The following is a 14,338-nucleotide window of genomic DNA, read 5'->3' on the forward strand; positions in this document are numbered from 1 at the left end:
AATCCCGAAGGGGTGCTGATGAATGGCTATTAAGGGGGCACAGTATACCGATTCAGGCCTCAGTGAATAAGCCCTGAACCGGAACCAACTCAAATACTGAAAATTTCGGAAAGCCCTGACAACCAGAACTGCAATCAGAGCAGCCCAAGACCCTCTGCCAGACGCTTCGCCGGGACATAACCACGGACCATATTGCCGTCTTCCAGAACAATGGCAGGCGTGCCGGTTACGCCAATCTGGCCACCAAGCCGGTACTGCTCCTGAACCGGATTCTCGCAGTTGGCCTCATCAATGCTCTTGCCTGCCTTGGCTGATGTCATAGCCGCCTGCTGGTCCTCTGCACACCAGACCGACTCGTATTTCCTGAAAGAAGCTGTGTTCGGGCCCGAGCGGGGAAACGCGTAGTAATTCACCGTAATGCCATACTCATTGAGCTGTGGCACCTCATCGTGAAGCTTCCGGCAATAGGGGCAATCAATATCGGTAAAAACGCTCACCACGGCCTTCTCATTTTTCGCCGGAAAACGGATTGCACCCTCATCACCAAACGCGGACATCGTCGCCTTGCGAGCCTCGGCACGGGCAACTTCGGTGACGTTTGTGATGCCCTGATCCGTAATCTTCAGAAGGTCACCGGTCATCAGGTACTGGCCATCTTCGGTGGTGTAGATGGTGTCGCCGTTGTTGCTCCGCACCTCATAGAGGCCTCTCGCCTCGGATTTGCGCACCGACATTACTTTCAGCCCCGGTACCGCCTCAGTCAGGCGCTCGGCGATCCGGTCCTCGACTTCGCCGGCATTGACGCTGGCCACTCCCAACAAGCCGGCAACGACACCGAGCGCCACGATAAGACTTTTAATATTCATTCTGGCAAACAACCCTTTTTCAGTCATCGGTTAAACAACCCGGGCAGTATTGGCACAGGCCGGGAATCAATTCAGTGCGACACCTCCATGCCGGGAAAGTTCACCCGGCATTCAGCCACGGGGGTGATGGGCCTGGTGCAGCGAATGAAGCCGCTGCCGGGCCACATGGGTGTAGATCTGGGTGGTGGACAGATCCGAGTGGCCGAGAAGCATCTGGACAACACGCAAGTCCGCCCCATGATTGAGGAGATGCGTGGCAAACGCATGCCTGAGCGTATGGGGCGAGAGGTGCTTCCGGATACCCACTCGCACGGCGTAGTGCCTGATACGGTGCCAGAAAGTCTGACGCGTCATGGCGGCTGCCCGGTTACCGGGGAATAGCGCATCACAGGACCGCCCCCTCAGGAGCTCCGGGCGCGCCTCTTTCATATACCGGAGCAACCAGTCCACCGCCTCTTCGCCCAGGGGGACCAGGCGCTCCTTGTCACCCTTGCCGGTAATCCGGATCACACCCTGGCGCAGATTCACCTGATCAACCCTCAGTTCCGTCAGCTCCGACACCCGCAGGCCGCATCCGTAGAGAATCTCCAGCATAGCCTTGTCCCGGAGTTCGATGGCAACACCGGGGTCCGGCTCTGAAAGCAGCGCATCCACTTCCTCTTCGGTCAGGGAATCCGGAAGGCGTCGCGGCAGGCTCGGGCTGTCTATACGCAGGGTCGGGTCCTCGGTGATCAGGCCTTCCCGCAACAAAAACCGGTAAAACCGCCGGAGCCCCGAAAGACGCCTTGCAGCCGTGGAGCTTTTTATCCCTTCCGCAAGCCCCCGGGACATCCAGGCCAGAAGGTCGGTTCTGCGCACCTCTGTCAGCATCGGACGACCTGGCTGGTCCTCCAGCCATTCGGACAGCCTTGACAGATCACTTCGGTATGCCTGCCTTGTCTTCTCACCAAGCCCATCCTCAAGCCAGATGGCATCAACAAACCGACCGATCACTGATTCGTCTCCTGATCTCACGCCCAAGCCCTCAAACGGTGACTCACCCACAGCAGGCCTAACGGACCACCAGACACAAAAAAGGCAGCCATGGCTGCCTTTTTTGTGTCTGGTGGTCGGCAATACGCTGATCAGCCCAGCTTTTCCTTGATACGCGCCGCCTTGCCAGACAGGTCCCGCAGGTAGTAAAGCTTGGCCTGGCGTACGTCACCACGACGCTTCACGCTGAGACTGTCAATCAGCTTAGAGAAGGTCTGGAAGGTACGCTCAACACCAACACCGTAAGAAATCTTACGCACGGTGAACGAGGAGTTCATGCCACGGTTACGCTTACCGATGACAACACCCTCGAACGCCTGCAGACGCTCACGGTTACCCTCGGTTACGCGAACCTGAACGACCACGGTGTCGCCCGGCGCAAACGCAGGGATTTCCTTGGTCATCTGTTCTGCTTCAAGTTGACTGATGATGTTGTTCTTGCCGCTCATCGTAATGCTCCTGATACCCAATCTGTTAATGCCCTGATCATTCAGAGGCACCCGGTTCGTTCAAAATCTCTTCCAGCAGATCACGCTCTTCGTCCGTAAACACCCGTTTTTCAAGCAGGTCGGGGCGTCGCTGCCGGGTTCGCCTCAGCGACTGCTTGAGTCGCCAACGCCGGATCTGATCATGGTGACCGCCCAATAAAACATCCGGCACCGCCTGGCCTTCGTAAACCTCGGGCCGGGTGTAGTGCGGACAATCCAGCAAACCGTCGGCGAAAGAATCCTGCTCTGCCGACTGCGCATGACCCAGCGCTCCGGGGATGAGGCGTGTAACCGCATCGATAACCGCCATTGCTGCCAGCTCGCCACCGGAAAGCACAAAATCACCCAGAGACACTTCCCGATCAACTTCCGTCGCTATCAGGCGCTCATCAATACCCTCGTACCGGCCTGCCACGAGAATCAGCGGCTCTCCTGCCGCAAGCGACTCGACAACGGACTGATTCAACGTCTCGCCCTGGGGCGACAGATAAACCACGCAAGCCTTGCCAGGCGCCGCCTCCCGTGCCGCGTGAATGGCATCCCTGAGGGGCTGAATTTTCATCAGCATACCCGGGCCACCACCATAGGGCCGGTCATCCACTGTGCGGTGCCGGTCACGGGTATAATCACGGGGATTCCAGCTCCGGAAAGTCAGAAGACCGTCCCGGACCGCCCTACCCGTGATCCCGTAATCCGTTACCGCACCGAACATATCCGGGAACAGACTGACTACGCCAATCCACACCCGTCAGAACTCCGGATCCCAGTCCACCACCATGCGTTCAGCATCCAGGTCAACACTCTGGATCACCTCACCCGGCAGATAAGGAATCAGACGCTCACGCTGATCGATGGAACCTGCCGTTGCCTGCACCACCAGAACATCGTTAGACCCGGTTTCTATCAGATGGCGCACCTTACCAAGGCACTCATCCTCAACCGTGAAGACCTCAAGACCTTCCAACTGAAACCAGTAGTACTCCCCTTCGGGAAGCTCAGGCAACTCTGCCCTGGAAACCCTGACCTCGGCACCACAGTACGTGCGCGCCAACTCACGATCATCAATTCCTTTCAGCCTGACGACAATGGCTTGGCCCTGGCGGCGACCTTCCTCAAGCCTGGCCGGAATACGCCTACCGTCCAGATCCAGAGTCCAGTCCGGATAGTTCAGTATGCCTTCCTTGGGATCCGTGTAGGAGAAGACTTTCAGCCACCCCTTGACCCCAAACACCGAGGTAATCCGGCCGATCACAGTTTCCTGCAAACTCTGTGTCATGCCACCAACCCCGGCGTCAATACTGGGTTACTCAGCAGCCTTCAGCAGCTGGGCAACGCGATCACTGGCCTGAGCACCCTGGCCAAGCCAGAAGTCAACACGATCACGATCTACGCGCAGGCGCTCTTCCTGGCCACGGGCGACCGGGTTGAAGAAGCCAACGCGCTCAATGAAACGACCGTCGCGGGATTTGCGACTGTCGGTGACTGTCAGATGGTAGAACGGGCGCTTCTTGGAGCCGCCACGAGCCAAACGGATTGTTACCATTTAACCAATATCCTGTTCTGTTGAACGAACTTTGTACGATTCGCGCCGGCTGAACACCGCCTGATGCGAAGACCCATACTCGAAAGGGGCGCTATTCTATGCCAAATACGCGCCAAAGAAAACAGGAAAACCGGTTGTTTCCCGGTTTTCCTTGTAAGGCTTTTTACATACGGCCAAATGGAGGCGCGCCACCACCCCCGCCGCCTGGCGGCATCATGCCGCCCAGACCGCGCATCATATTCGCCATGCCACCCTTTTTGCCAAACTTTTTCATCATTTTCTGCATTTGCTTGTGCTGCTTCAGCAGACGATTCACATCCTGGATCTGCGTACCAGACCCGGTGGCAATGCGGCGCTTGCGGGAGTTGTTGATGACATCCGGGTGGCGGCGCTCCTTCGGAGTCATCGAGCAAATAATTGCCTCCATCTGCCCCATGGACTTGTCGTTTACCTGCTGCTGGGCCACCTGGGCCATCTGCCCCATACCCGGAAGCTTGTCAAGCAAACCACCGATACCACCCATGCTCTTCATTTGCTGCAACTGGTCGCGGAAGTCTTCAAGATCAAAACTCTTGCCCTTCCTGATCTTCCTGGTGAGCTTCTGGGCCTTTTTCTGGTCCAGCTTGCGCTCCGCCTCCTCTATAAGGGAGAGCACATCGCCCATGCCCAGAATCCGGGACGCCACCCGGTCCGGGTAGAACGGCTCCAGGGCATCGGACTTCTCGCCCACACCCAGGAACTTGATCGGTTTGCCTGTGATGTGACGGACCGACAGGGCCGCACCGCCCCTGGCGTCGCCATCGGTTTTGGTCAGCACCACACCGGTAAGCGGCAACGCATCGTTAAATGCTTTCGCGGTGTTGGCGGCATCCTGGCCGGTCATGGCGTCAACCACAAACAGGGTTTCTACCGGATTGACGGCTTTGTGCAGCCTGCCGATCTCACCCATCATCTGCTCATCGACATGGAGGCGGCCAGCAGTATCGAGAATCACTACATCAATATGCTTCTTCCGCGCGGCAGCAATCGCACCCTCAGCAATATCCAGGGGATCCTGGTCAGCGGTACTTGGAAAAAACTCGACGCCGACCTCGCCCGCCAGGGTTTCCAACTGCCGGATCGCTGCCGGACGGTAAACGTCGGCACTGACAACCATTACGGATTTCTTCTGGCGTTCCTTGAGAAAGCGCGAAAGCTTGGCAACCGTGGTGGTCTTACCAGCGCCCTGCAGGCCGGCCATCATAATCACGGCCGGCGGCTGAACGTTCAGTTTGAGGGATTCGTTACCCTCGCCCATTACTCGCTCAAGCTCCTGCTGAACGACCTTTACAAATACCTGGCCCGGTGTAAGGCTGCGCTGCACCTCCTGCCCGATAGCACGCCTGCGGACACCTTCGACAAAATCCTTCACTACCGGAAGGGCAACGTCGGCCTCCAGCAGTGCCATCCGCACCTCCCTGAGGGTGTCCCTGATATTGTCATCGGTGAGGCGTGCCTGGCCGGAAATCTTGCGCAGACTGCCGGAAAGTCGGTCTTGGAGGTTCTCAAACATGTTGCTCTTCCGTACCCCGGATAAATTGAGTGCATGAACCACAGGGCCAGTGTCTACCCCTTGATTCCAGTTGCATAATCACGACATTATAACCAGACTATCGCCCTGAAACGACCAGCCCGGTCAAATCGGCTGAAACCAACGCCGATCCCCAGTCAGAACAGTGGTTAATAAGGAAGTCATGGGAACGCTGATTCTCGCGGTCACCTCTCTTTTTCTGTACAGCGTAGGTACTGCGCTGCAAGCCCTGCATTTCAGGGGCCGGGTTCAAAGCAACCTCGCCATCACCACTCTGATTGGCGTACTCGCCCTGACCAGCCACGGTCTACTGATAGCCCAGACCGTTCATCGTGACGGCGGCTTCGACTTCAGCTTTTTCAAAAGCTCAGTACTGATTTCCTGGCTTATTGTCTTCCTTTTGCTTGGGCTGAATCTGAAAAAGCCGGTTCAGAGCCTGTTTCTGGGTGTGTACCCGCTGGCCGCACTCACAATCGTCCTGGCGCTGGTCACCCATGGACCGTCCAGACTGGTGTCGGAGCAGAACTACGGCATGCTGTCCCATATCGCATTGTCCGTGACAGCCTACAGCCTCTTTACGTTGGCGGCTATCCAGGCTGTGCTCCTCTATTTCCAGAATCGCCAGTTAAAACATAACTATAACAGCCTGCTGATCCGCAACCTTCCACCGCTGCAAACCATGGAGTCGCTGCTGTTCGAGATGGTGTGGGCCGGTGTTGTCATGCTCATACTCGCGATTGTGACCGGCGCACTTTTCATCGATGACCTTTTCGCCCAGGACCTGGCCCACAAAACCCTGTTCTCATTGCTCTCCCTGCTGGTCTTCGTGGCACTGCTGATCGGGCGCTATACCAGGGGCTGGCGCGGCATCACGGCAAGCCGGTGGACACTGGCGGGCTCCGCGCTGCTGATGCTGGCATTCTATGGTAGCAAGTTTGTGCTGGAACTCATTTTCCAAAGAGGCGGCTGAGGCCTGATGCGCCCGGCAATCTCTTGACATAAAGCTCCCCCACACCCTATTTTCGCTACTTGTCGGTAATATAAGGACACCTCTTTTGAACGAAACATCGCTTACCGCGCTGTTTACTCTCCTTGTCGGACTGATCCTGCTCTCCGGATTCTTCTCCAGCTCGGAAACGGGGATGATGTCCCTCAACCGGTATCGCCTCAAACATATGGCCAAAACCGGCCATAAAGGCGCCAAACGTGCCCAGGGCTTGCTGCAACGCACGGACCAGCTGATCGGCGTTATCCTCATTGGCAACAACTTCGTCAATATCTTCGCATCGTCGATTGCCACGGTTATTGCGATACGCGTCTGGGGCGACGCCGGCATTGCGATAGCCACGATCCTGCTGACCATCGTGATCCTGATTTTTGCCGAAGTAACCCCCAAAACCCTGGCCGCGCTGTTCCCGGAAAAAATCGCATTTCCCGCCAGCTACATACTCGGGCCGCTATTAAAGATCCTCTACCCCATTGTCTGGGCCGTTAACCTGTTTACCGGCGGCATATTGAAGCTGCTTGGGGTTTCCGCCGCGGACGCTGCCAATGACCACCTCAGCCGGGAGGAACTCAGGACCCTGGTGAACGAGGCCGGGGCCCTGATTCCCGCCAAGCACAAAGACATGCTGGTCAGTATCCTTGACCTGGAAAAAGTGACGGTGAACGACATCATGGTGCCCCGCAACGAGGTCGTGGGTATCGACCTGGAGGACGACACCGACACAATCCTGCGCCAGTTACGCAGCAGTCAGCATACCCGGCTGCCGGTATTCAAGGGTGACATCAATAACATTCAGGGAATACTCCACCTCCGGAGCGTCTCCAAGCTGCTCCAGCAGGAGGAAATCAACAAGACCATGATCATGCAGCTGTGCCAGGAACCCTATTTCATCCCGGAAAGTACGCCACTGAATACCCAACTGATCAATTTCCAGAAAGGCCGGCGCAGGTTTGGCGTGGTGGTCGACGAATATGGCGACGTTCTTGGCCTTGCGACACTGGAAGACATACTGGAAGAGATTGTCGGCGACTTCACAACGGACTACGCGGCAACCAGCCCCGATATCATTCCCCAGGACGACGGCACGTTTATCATTGACGGCGCATCGGCAGTGCGCACCATCAACAAGACCCTGGGCTGGAAGCTGCCCACGGACGGACCAAAAACCCTCAACGGCCTGATTACCGAAACCCTGGAAAACATCCCGGACACAAATGTCTGCCTGAAAGTGGACGGACACCGGGTGGAAGTGCTGCAGATCAAGGACAATGTCGTGAAAGCGGCTATTGTGCACCCCAAAAAGCGCAAAAAACGCTCGCTTTCGCTGGCCTGAACAAACCCGACCCTTGCCTGCCGCTATAGATTCTTCAGTTATAGTGGCACCCCCTCTTGAAAGATCAAGATTTAACCACCGGCTTGACCGTTATCAATTCCGCACCAACACTGACAAGGCGTGCAACACAAAAACAACCACAGGGAATTCGTCCATGAGCCTGACACACACTTTCGGCCTGCTTGCCCATCCCGACAGGGAATGGGAAGCGATACGCAATGAATCAGAATCTGTTACAAGACTTTATACCGGTCACATTTTGTTACTGGCGCTGATACCCGCCGTCGCAGGTTTTTATGGAACCACCCAGGTTGGCTGGCAAATTGGCGACGGCCAGACAACCCGGCTCTCCACAGCCAGCGCGCTGCAGTTATCGGTGCTGTTCTATGTTGCCATGCTCGCGGGCATATTTGTGCTGGGCAAGTTTATCGATTTTTTTGCCACCACCTATGATGCGATTGAGCGGGTACCGAGGGGCGTCGCTCTGGCCGCCTACACGGCGACCCCGATCCTCCTGATCGGCGTCATCGCTGCGTATCCCAACATCTGGGTCAATATGGTGGCTGGGCTCGTAGCTGCTGGCTATGCAGTCTACCTGCTCTACGAAGGACTCCCCATACTGATGAAAATCCCGCAAGAGCGAGGTTTCATGTTTGCATCCGCCGTGCTTACAGTCGGACTGGTGATGTTGGTCGCCTTGCTCGCTATCAGCGTGGTCATCTGGAGTATGGGTATAGGCCCTGTCTATGTGAACTGACGACAATATCCCTGGTCGCTCAGTAACATGCATGGGGTGCCCCGAGGGGCGCCCCATGTTTTTTGAATTCGGTCCCACGTTAGTGTTTAGTCATGTTAACTTTAGCGAAAATGCGGTAAGTTTAACCAATAATGAGAAGACAAAGATCTTGAGCTCGGTCATGTATCCGGTTGAGGCGTAAAACAGGAGTCTGCCATGAACAAGCAGTCTGGCATACATTACCTTCGCGAGCATCGGGAAGCCGGGAGCAGCAAACCGGTTCCAGCGGAGGTCACCCGCATCCGGGACACGGTTGTTGCCGGGCTCGGAGATTTGCTGCAGGGTGCTTTCGATGCCGTCGACGACTCACTGTTCGAACTGGCCAATAATGCACGCAGCAACAATGAGCAGAATCGGTACTTCGAGGCAATGCGTGAAATCCGCATCAAGCGGAAGGGTGTGGAGCGGCATTTCCAGAACATGGTCGCCCAGCATTTCGCGAACCCGCCCCATACTGGCCCCCTCCAGGAAGAAAACCAGGGCAAACATTCCAGTGCCGACACCCTGTCTCTGGTCGGCAACGACGATCTGGAAGAGCAGGTCGCCCTCAACGCCATGATCACCAAAGCGAAAGCCCATTTTCAGGGTCCACTGCTTCAGCTGCAGACCCGATTCAGCCAGGTTTATCCGGAAGCTACCGACGAATCACCGGTTAACCCAATGGCGCCAGAACCTCTTTGCAGCGCCTTTACCGAGGCGATACAGGCACTGGAAATCCAGATCCGGGAACGCCTGATTCTGCTCAAGCAATTTGACCGCTACGTTGTCTCCAATCTCGGGATGCTGCTGGACGAAGCCAACCGCATTCTGATTCAGGCCGGCATCATCCCGAATTTCCGTTATCACGGCAAAGCGGGACAGCAGCATGGTGCTTCAAAGGCACAAGGCGCCAGCAAGGGGGCATCCGAGGCCTCAGACTCCGCAACTCACACAATGGCCGGGGAATCCGGTAACAGCAGCGCTGTTTTCGACCAGATCAGGCAGATGCTGGCACTGCAACGGGCCAATGCCGGGGTTCCGCCCCGGTCATCCGACCCCAAGGTTCGCGTAGTCGGTGATTCGGAGCTGGCCAGCTTACTGAATTCGCTGCCTCTTGCAGGTATCCGGCACGACCAGGGCGACCTGAGTAACGGGGAGCCCGTCACTATCGATCTGAGACAGTTGATGCAACAGCTGCTTGCCAAGGCAGATGCGGGGGATGGCCGAAAACCGGCACTGAACGAGGTCGACGAAGATCTCATCAATCTGGTGTCCATGTTGTTCGAGTTTATTCTTGATGATTACAACCTGTCTGCTCCGGTTCAGGTTCTGATCAGCCGCCTTCAGATTCCGATACTGAAAGTGGTCATCCGGGACAGGAGCTTCTTCAGCCAGGCCACGCACCCGGCCAGACGCCTGCTGAATTCCCTCGCCCGGGCAGGCATTGGATGGAGCAGCAGCGACGAGAAAACCAAGGATAAGCTGTACGGCCAGATCCACAACATCGTTCAGAGGATTCTCAACGAATTTGATGGCGATATAGCGCTGTTCGAGACACTGAACCAGGAGTTTGAGCAATTCCTGGAACGGGAGAACCGCAAAGCCTCACTGGTTGAGCAGCGGACCCGGGAATCGGAAAGGGGCCGAATCAAATCCCAGACAGCACAGCAAACCGTCGATAACCTGCTGAAAGAAAAAGTATCACGCTACAAACTGCCAGAATCGATCCACGACATTCTGATCAACGGCTGGAGTCGGGTGATGTTTCTCGCCTACCTCCGGGACGACATCGAGCATCGCTGGAATACAACGGTGAAGGTGGTTGATGACCTGATCTGGTGCCTGCACCCCCATCAGGAAGATGACGAGAGGGACCAATGGGTGCGGGTTGTGCCGGGCCTTTTGAAAACCCTGAAATCCGGTCTGGTGGAGGTTTCCTACAATTCGTCCAGGCTGGACGAAATGATGAGCCACCTGAAACATGAGCTGGCCGAAGCGTTCCGGACCAATGCGGCCATAGAAGCACGGCAGGACTCCCCGCAAGAGATTGAAGAGGAGGAGATCGCTACCGTTCACCAGACTGCGGTCGAGAGACAGCAGGAACTGGAAGAAGCGGCAGTTTCCGAGTACGTCGCCCAGATTGACAGCATTGAAATCGGTAACTGGGTTGAATTTCGCCTGGTCAATGGCGCCAATTTCCGCTGCAAGCTTTCCGCCATTATCGAGGAAGCCGAGTGCTTTGTCTTTGTCAACCGGATGGGGCTGAAGGTCATCGAGAAAACACGGATCCAGCTGGCCCACGAAATGCGCCGTGGTCGCCTGACCCTGCTGGAGCAGGGCGCCTTGATCGACCGCGCCCTGGACGCTGTTGTCGGCACCTTACGGAGTAAAACGGCCTGACATTAATGGTCGAAGCAGGCAGAGCCAGCGCCCTTCCGGCAAGATACCGGATCGCCCTTGCACTGTCCCTGGCGCTACTGCTTCATACCCTTTTGCTCTCTGGTATTCCTTCACCGGTCAGGGAGCGACAGGAAGCCCATCGCGAAAGCCTGGAATTTGAGCTGATTCCCCCGGGTACTGATAAGACTTCCCGGCCTGGCCAACCATCCGATGCAATCCGTCGGCCAGCACCTCCCACTCCACGTTTTACGGCGGAGCCTGTGGAGCCGATAGTAACCCGGCAAAGCCCTGCCCCCCTGAACGCTCCCAGACAGACTGCCCCCGAGCCAAAGCCCGAAACACCGGAGATCACCCGTAAATCAACAGCCAGTAACAGCGCCCACGCCGGGGAGGTTGCACAGCCGGAAGTGCAAGCCACCGACGCAACGGTAACCCGCATTACCAAATCCCCGGCCGAGCAAGATCCATACCTGGTAATCCTGGCGACACATCTGGCGCGCCAGCTTGAACAGGTCAGGGTCCCGGCAATGAGAGAACTGTCCCGGACTGTGGCAATGGAAGTGGAGCTACAACTGCTGGGTAACGGTGCCCTGACCCGGGCAAGAGTGCTGAAATCAACGGGAATTGAGGGGATCGATGAGGCCGCCTACCGGGCGGCCCTGGCGGCAAGCCCCTACCCCAGACCTCCTGAAGGGGAAAACAGCCAGAATCGTTTCGAGGTTGAACTGGTATTCACCCCGAAACGGCTCTGATTCAAGACCGCTCTCTGGCTTCTGCCTGCTTCGCAGCCTCTTTGACCATTCTGGCCAGTTCACCGCTCTCGGACATTTCGAGAATGATGTCACAACCACCAACGAGCTCGCCATTGATGTAGAGCTGTGGATAGGTGGGCCAGCTGGAATATACCTTGAGGGCCTCACGGAGCTCCTGGTTGTCCAGGATATTCACGAACGCAAAACGTTCACCGCAGGCCATCAGGGCCTGCACGGTTTTAGCGGAAAAGCCGCACTGGGGCGCCTGGGGACTGCCTTTCATGTATAGGATGACCGGGTTTTCGTTGAGCTGGCTTTTGATGGTTTCATTGATATCCATGAACATTCACCTCTGTTGGAACAGTCTTGCCACACGGCAATTCGCTTGACACTCATTGTACACGGGTGCCCAACCGCGCACCAAACACCGTGATATGACCTCAGACAACGCCATGGGTTCCGGCCCGGTTGCAGCGTTGTCATACCTGCCCCGAAGGGCTAGACTTGATGCCCCGTTTTTTTCAGGCAACGTTCAGGCAATCCCGCCCGCCGCGGGGTTCGTTGAGATAAGGGCCATTTCATGGCGGCAAGACATTTTCTGACACTAAACGACATGACCACCAGTGAACTGGAAGGCCTGGTTGATCATGCCACTGCACTGCGCAATGAATGGCGCCAGGGCAAGGTTCGCGACTCCCTTAAAAATCGCGTGCTTGCAATGATTTTCGAAAAGTCATCAACGCGCACCCGGGTTTCCTTTGAAGCCGGCATGGCCCAGCTCGGTGGCTCCGCGATGTTCCTGTCGCCACGGGACACCCAGCTTGGCCGGGGCGAACCCATTGAAGACTCCGCCATCGTTATTTCGAGCATGGTGGACGCGGTGATGATACGCACCTTTGCCCATGACACGGTCAGGCGTTTTGCCGCCGCTTCCCGGGTTCCGGTTATCAATGCCCTGACGGATGAGTTCCACCCCTGCCAGTTGCTGGCCGATATGCAGACCTATCGGGAACACCGTGGCAGCATTCGTGGCGCCACCGTGGCCTGGATCGGCGATGGCAACAACATGTGCCACTCCTACATCAACGCGGCGGCCCGGTTTGATTTCCACCTGAATGTTGCCTGCCCCGAAGGCTACGAACCCGCCGAATCCCTGGTCAGGGCAAGCAGTGATCGCGTAACCCTGTTTCGCGAACCGGCAGAAGCCGCGCGCAATGCCAACCTGTTGGTAACGGATGTCTGGGCATCCATGGGCCAGGAAGACGAACAGAAAGCCCGCGAGAAAGCGTTCAGTGGCTACCAGATCAATCCGGAGCTCCTGGCCGTGGCGAATAAAGACGCCTTGTTCATGCACTGCCTGCCAGCCCACCGGGGCGAAGAGATTTCCGCAGACATGATGGAACATCCCGCTTCGGTGGTGTGGGACGAGGCCGAAAACCGCCTGCACGCCCAGAAAGCCCTGCTTGAGTTTCTCATTCTGAACCACCTGGACTGACTCCATGAGTACGACCGCGCAATCTCCTGCAGACTGGCTGCTTGAGGTCAACAACCTGTCTTGTGGCTACGGCGGGGATTCCGTGGTCAAGGATGTCAGCTTTGCCTTGAGCCACGGCGACATCGGCTGTCTTCTGGGCCCCAGCGGCTGCGGCAAAAGCACCATCCTGCGGGCCCTGGCCGGCTTCCTGCCGTTGACGGGTGGTGAAATCCGCCTTCAGTCTCAGGCCATAAGCCTGCCCGGTCGCACCCTGCCGCCCGAGAAACGCCGGATTGGCATGGTGTTTCAGGACTACGCCCTGTTTCCGCACCTGACAATCGCCGATAACGTTGGCTTTGGCCTGCGCAATCTGGGCAAAGCGGAAAAGCGGCAGAAGGTCATGGAGTTACTCAATGTCGTTCACCTCCAGGACCTGGCCGATCACTACCCCCATGAACTTTCCGGAGGCCAGCAGCAACGGGTTGCCCTGGCCCGGGCTCTGGCACCCGAGCCGACCCTGATCCTGCTGGACGAGCCGTTTTCCAATCTGGATGCGGATTTGCGCCGGCGCCTGAGCCTGGACGTTCGCGAAATTCTCAAAACCCTCGGGATCAGTGCCATCCTGGTGACCCACGATCAACAGGAAGCCTTCGCCATGTGCGATCAGGTGGCGGTGTTGCGGGACGGCGTGATCCAGCAGTGGGACGTGCCGTACAATCTCTATCATGAGCCGGCAAACCGCTTTGTGGCCAGCTTCGTCGGCCAGGGCGGGTTCATCCCCGGTCTGGCCCTGGGACCAGATACCATCGAATCGGAACTGGGCACCATTCGCGGCAACCGGGCCTACAAGTGGTCCTCGGGAACCCTCGTAGACGTACTTATCCGGCCGGATGACATTGTCCACGACCCAGGCTCGGATCTTCGACCGAAGGTGATCGAGAAAACCTTCGCAGGCACCTCAACGCTTTACCGCTTTCGCTGCTCGGAAGACACCGAGTTCGAGGCCCTGTTCCGAAGTCATCTGGACTTCCATCTCGGCGAGCATGTACCGGTACGCGTGGAGGCGGATCACCTGATCGCTTTTGAGCGCACCGGCTGA

General features: G+C 57.0%; 15 protein-coding genes. 7 read left to right on the forward strand and 8 right to left on the reverse strand.

The features are described 5' to 3' along the window. Nucleotides 1–134 precede the first annotated feature (134 nt). The 7 genes from QPL96_RS03655 to ffh all read right to left on the reverse strand — a co-directional run bounded on the left by QPL96_RS03655 (nt 135) and on the right by ffh (nt 5,481). Nucleotides 135–866, reverse strand: a complete 732-nt coding sequence (locus QPL96_RS03655) for a DsbC family protein (protein WP_303285632.1) — start codon at nt 864–866, stop codon at nt 135–137. Between the two features lie 111 nt (nt 867–977). Beyond that, a complete protein-coding gene (gene xerD, locus QPL96_RS03660) occupies nt 978–1,880 on the reverse strand; it encodes a site-specific tyrosine recombinase XerD (RefSeq protein ID WP_303285633.1) in 903 nt (300 codons plus the stop codon). A 110-nt stretch (nt 1,881–1,990) separates the two neighbouring features. Then, a complete protein-coding gene (rplS, locus tag QPL96_RS03665; protein ID WP_099619311.1) occupies nt 1,991–2,347 on the reverse strand; it encodes a 50S ribosomal protein L19 in 357 nt (118 codons plus the stop codon). Nucleotides 2,348–2,384: 37 nt separating this feature from the next. Further along, nucleotides 2,385–3,131: a tRNA (guanosine(37)-N1)-methyltransferase TrmD gene (gene trmD, locus QPL96_RS03670; protein WP_303285635.1), complete on the reverse strand. Its 747-nt coding sequence runs from the start codon at nt 3,129–3,131 to the stop codon at nt 2,385–2,387. 3 nt (nt 3,132–3,134) lie between these two features. Further along, complete coding sequence (gene rimM, locus QPL96_RS03675) at nt 3,135–3,662, reverse strand: ribosome maturation factor RimM (protein WP_303285636.1); 528 nt, start codon at nt 3,660–3,662, stop codon at nt 3,135–3,137. A gap of 27 nt (nt 3,663–3,689) precedes the next feature. After that, entirely contained in the window at nt 3,690–3,929 is a 240-nt protein-coding gene (gene rpsP / locus QPL96_RS03680) for a 30S ribosomal protein S16 (protein WP_303285637.1), read from the reverse strand. 163 nt (nt 3,930–4,092) lie between these two features. Then, a complete protein-coding gene (gene ffh / locus QPL96_RS03685) occupies nt 4,093–5,481 on the reverse strand; it encodes a signal recognition particle protein (protein ID WP_303285638.1) in 1,389 nt (462 codons plus the stop codon). Between the two features lie 181 nt (nt 5,482–5,662). Between ffh and ccsA the strand changes: the two genes are divergently transcribed. The 5 genes from ccsA (at nt 5,663) to QPL96_RS03710 (ending at nt 11,765) form a co-directional block, all read left to right on the forward strand. Next, nucleotides 5,663–6,469: an inner membrane protein YpjD gene (gene ccsA / locus QPL96_RS03690; protein WP_303285640.1), complete on the forward strand. Its 807-nt coding sequence runs from the start codon at nt 5,663–5,665 to the stop codon at nt 6,467–6,469. An 85-nt stretch (nt 6,470–6,554) separates the two neighbouring features. Further along, nucleotides 6,555–7,838 carry an HlyC/CorC family transporter gene (locus tag QPL96_RS03695; protein ID WP_303285641.1) on the forward strand — a complete coding sequence of 428 codons (1,284 nt, stop codon included), beginning with the start codon at nt 6,555–6,557 and terminating at the stop codon, nt 7,836–7,838. A gap of 154 nt (nt 7,839–7,992) precedes the next feature. Beyond that, nucleotides 7,993–8,595, forward strand: a complete 603-nt coding sequence (locus QPL96_RS03700; RefSeq protein WP_303285642.1) for a Yip1 family protein — start codon at nt 7,993–7,995, stop codon at nt 8,593–8,595. A gap of 195 nt (nt 8,596–8,790) precedes the next feature. Further along, the gene (locus tag QPL96_RS03705) at nt 8,791–11,013 is read left to right on the forward strand and encodes a DUF1631 domain-containing protein (RefSeq protein WP_303285643.1); all 2,223 of its coding nucleotides are present in this window, start codon (nt 8,791–8,793) and stop codon (nt 11,011–11,013) included. Between the two features lie 5 nt (nt 11,014–11,018). Then, complete coding sequence (locus QPL96_RS03710; protein ID WP_303285644.1) at nt 11,019–11,765, forward strand: TonB family protein; 747 nt, start codon at nt 11,019–11,021, stop codon at nt 11,763–11,765. A 1-nt stretch (nt 11,766) separates the two neighbouring features. Here the strand turns inward: QPL96_RS03710 and grxD are convergent, their stop codons facing one another. After that, complete coding sequence (grxD, locus tag QPL96_RS03715; RefSeq protein ID WP_303285645.1) at nt 11,767–12,105, reverse strand: Grx4 family monothiol glutaredoxin; 339 nt, start codon at nt 12,103–12,105, stop codon at nt 11,767–11,769. A gap of 240 nt (nt 12,106–12,345) precedes the next feature. On the opposite strand from grxD, the gene argF reads away from it, so the two are divergent. Together argF and QPL96_RS03725 are read left to right on the forward strand one after the other, a co-directional pair. Continuing rightward, on the forward strand, nt 12,346–13,260 hold the full coding sequence (argF, locus tag QPL96_RS03720) for an ornithine carbamoyltransferase (RefSeq protein ID WP_303285646.1): 915 nt from the start codon (nt 12,346–12,348) through the stop codon (nt 13,258–13,260). A 4-nt stretch (nt 13,261–13,264) separates the two neighbouring features. Beyond that, entirely contained in the window at nt 13,265–14,338 is a 1,074-nt protein-coding gene (locus tag QPL96_RS03725) for an ABC transporter ATP-binding protein (RefSeq protein ID WP_303285647.1), read from the forward strand.

The organism is Marinobacter sp. SS8-8 (assembly GCF_030540945.1).
Classification (GTDB): domain Bacteria; phylum Pseudomonadota; class Gammaproteobacteria; order Pseudomonadales; family Oleiphilaceae; genus Marinobacter.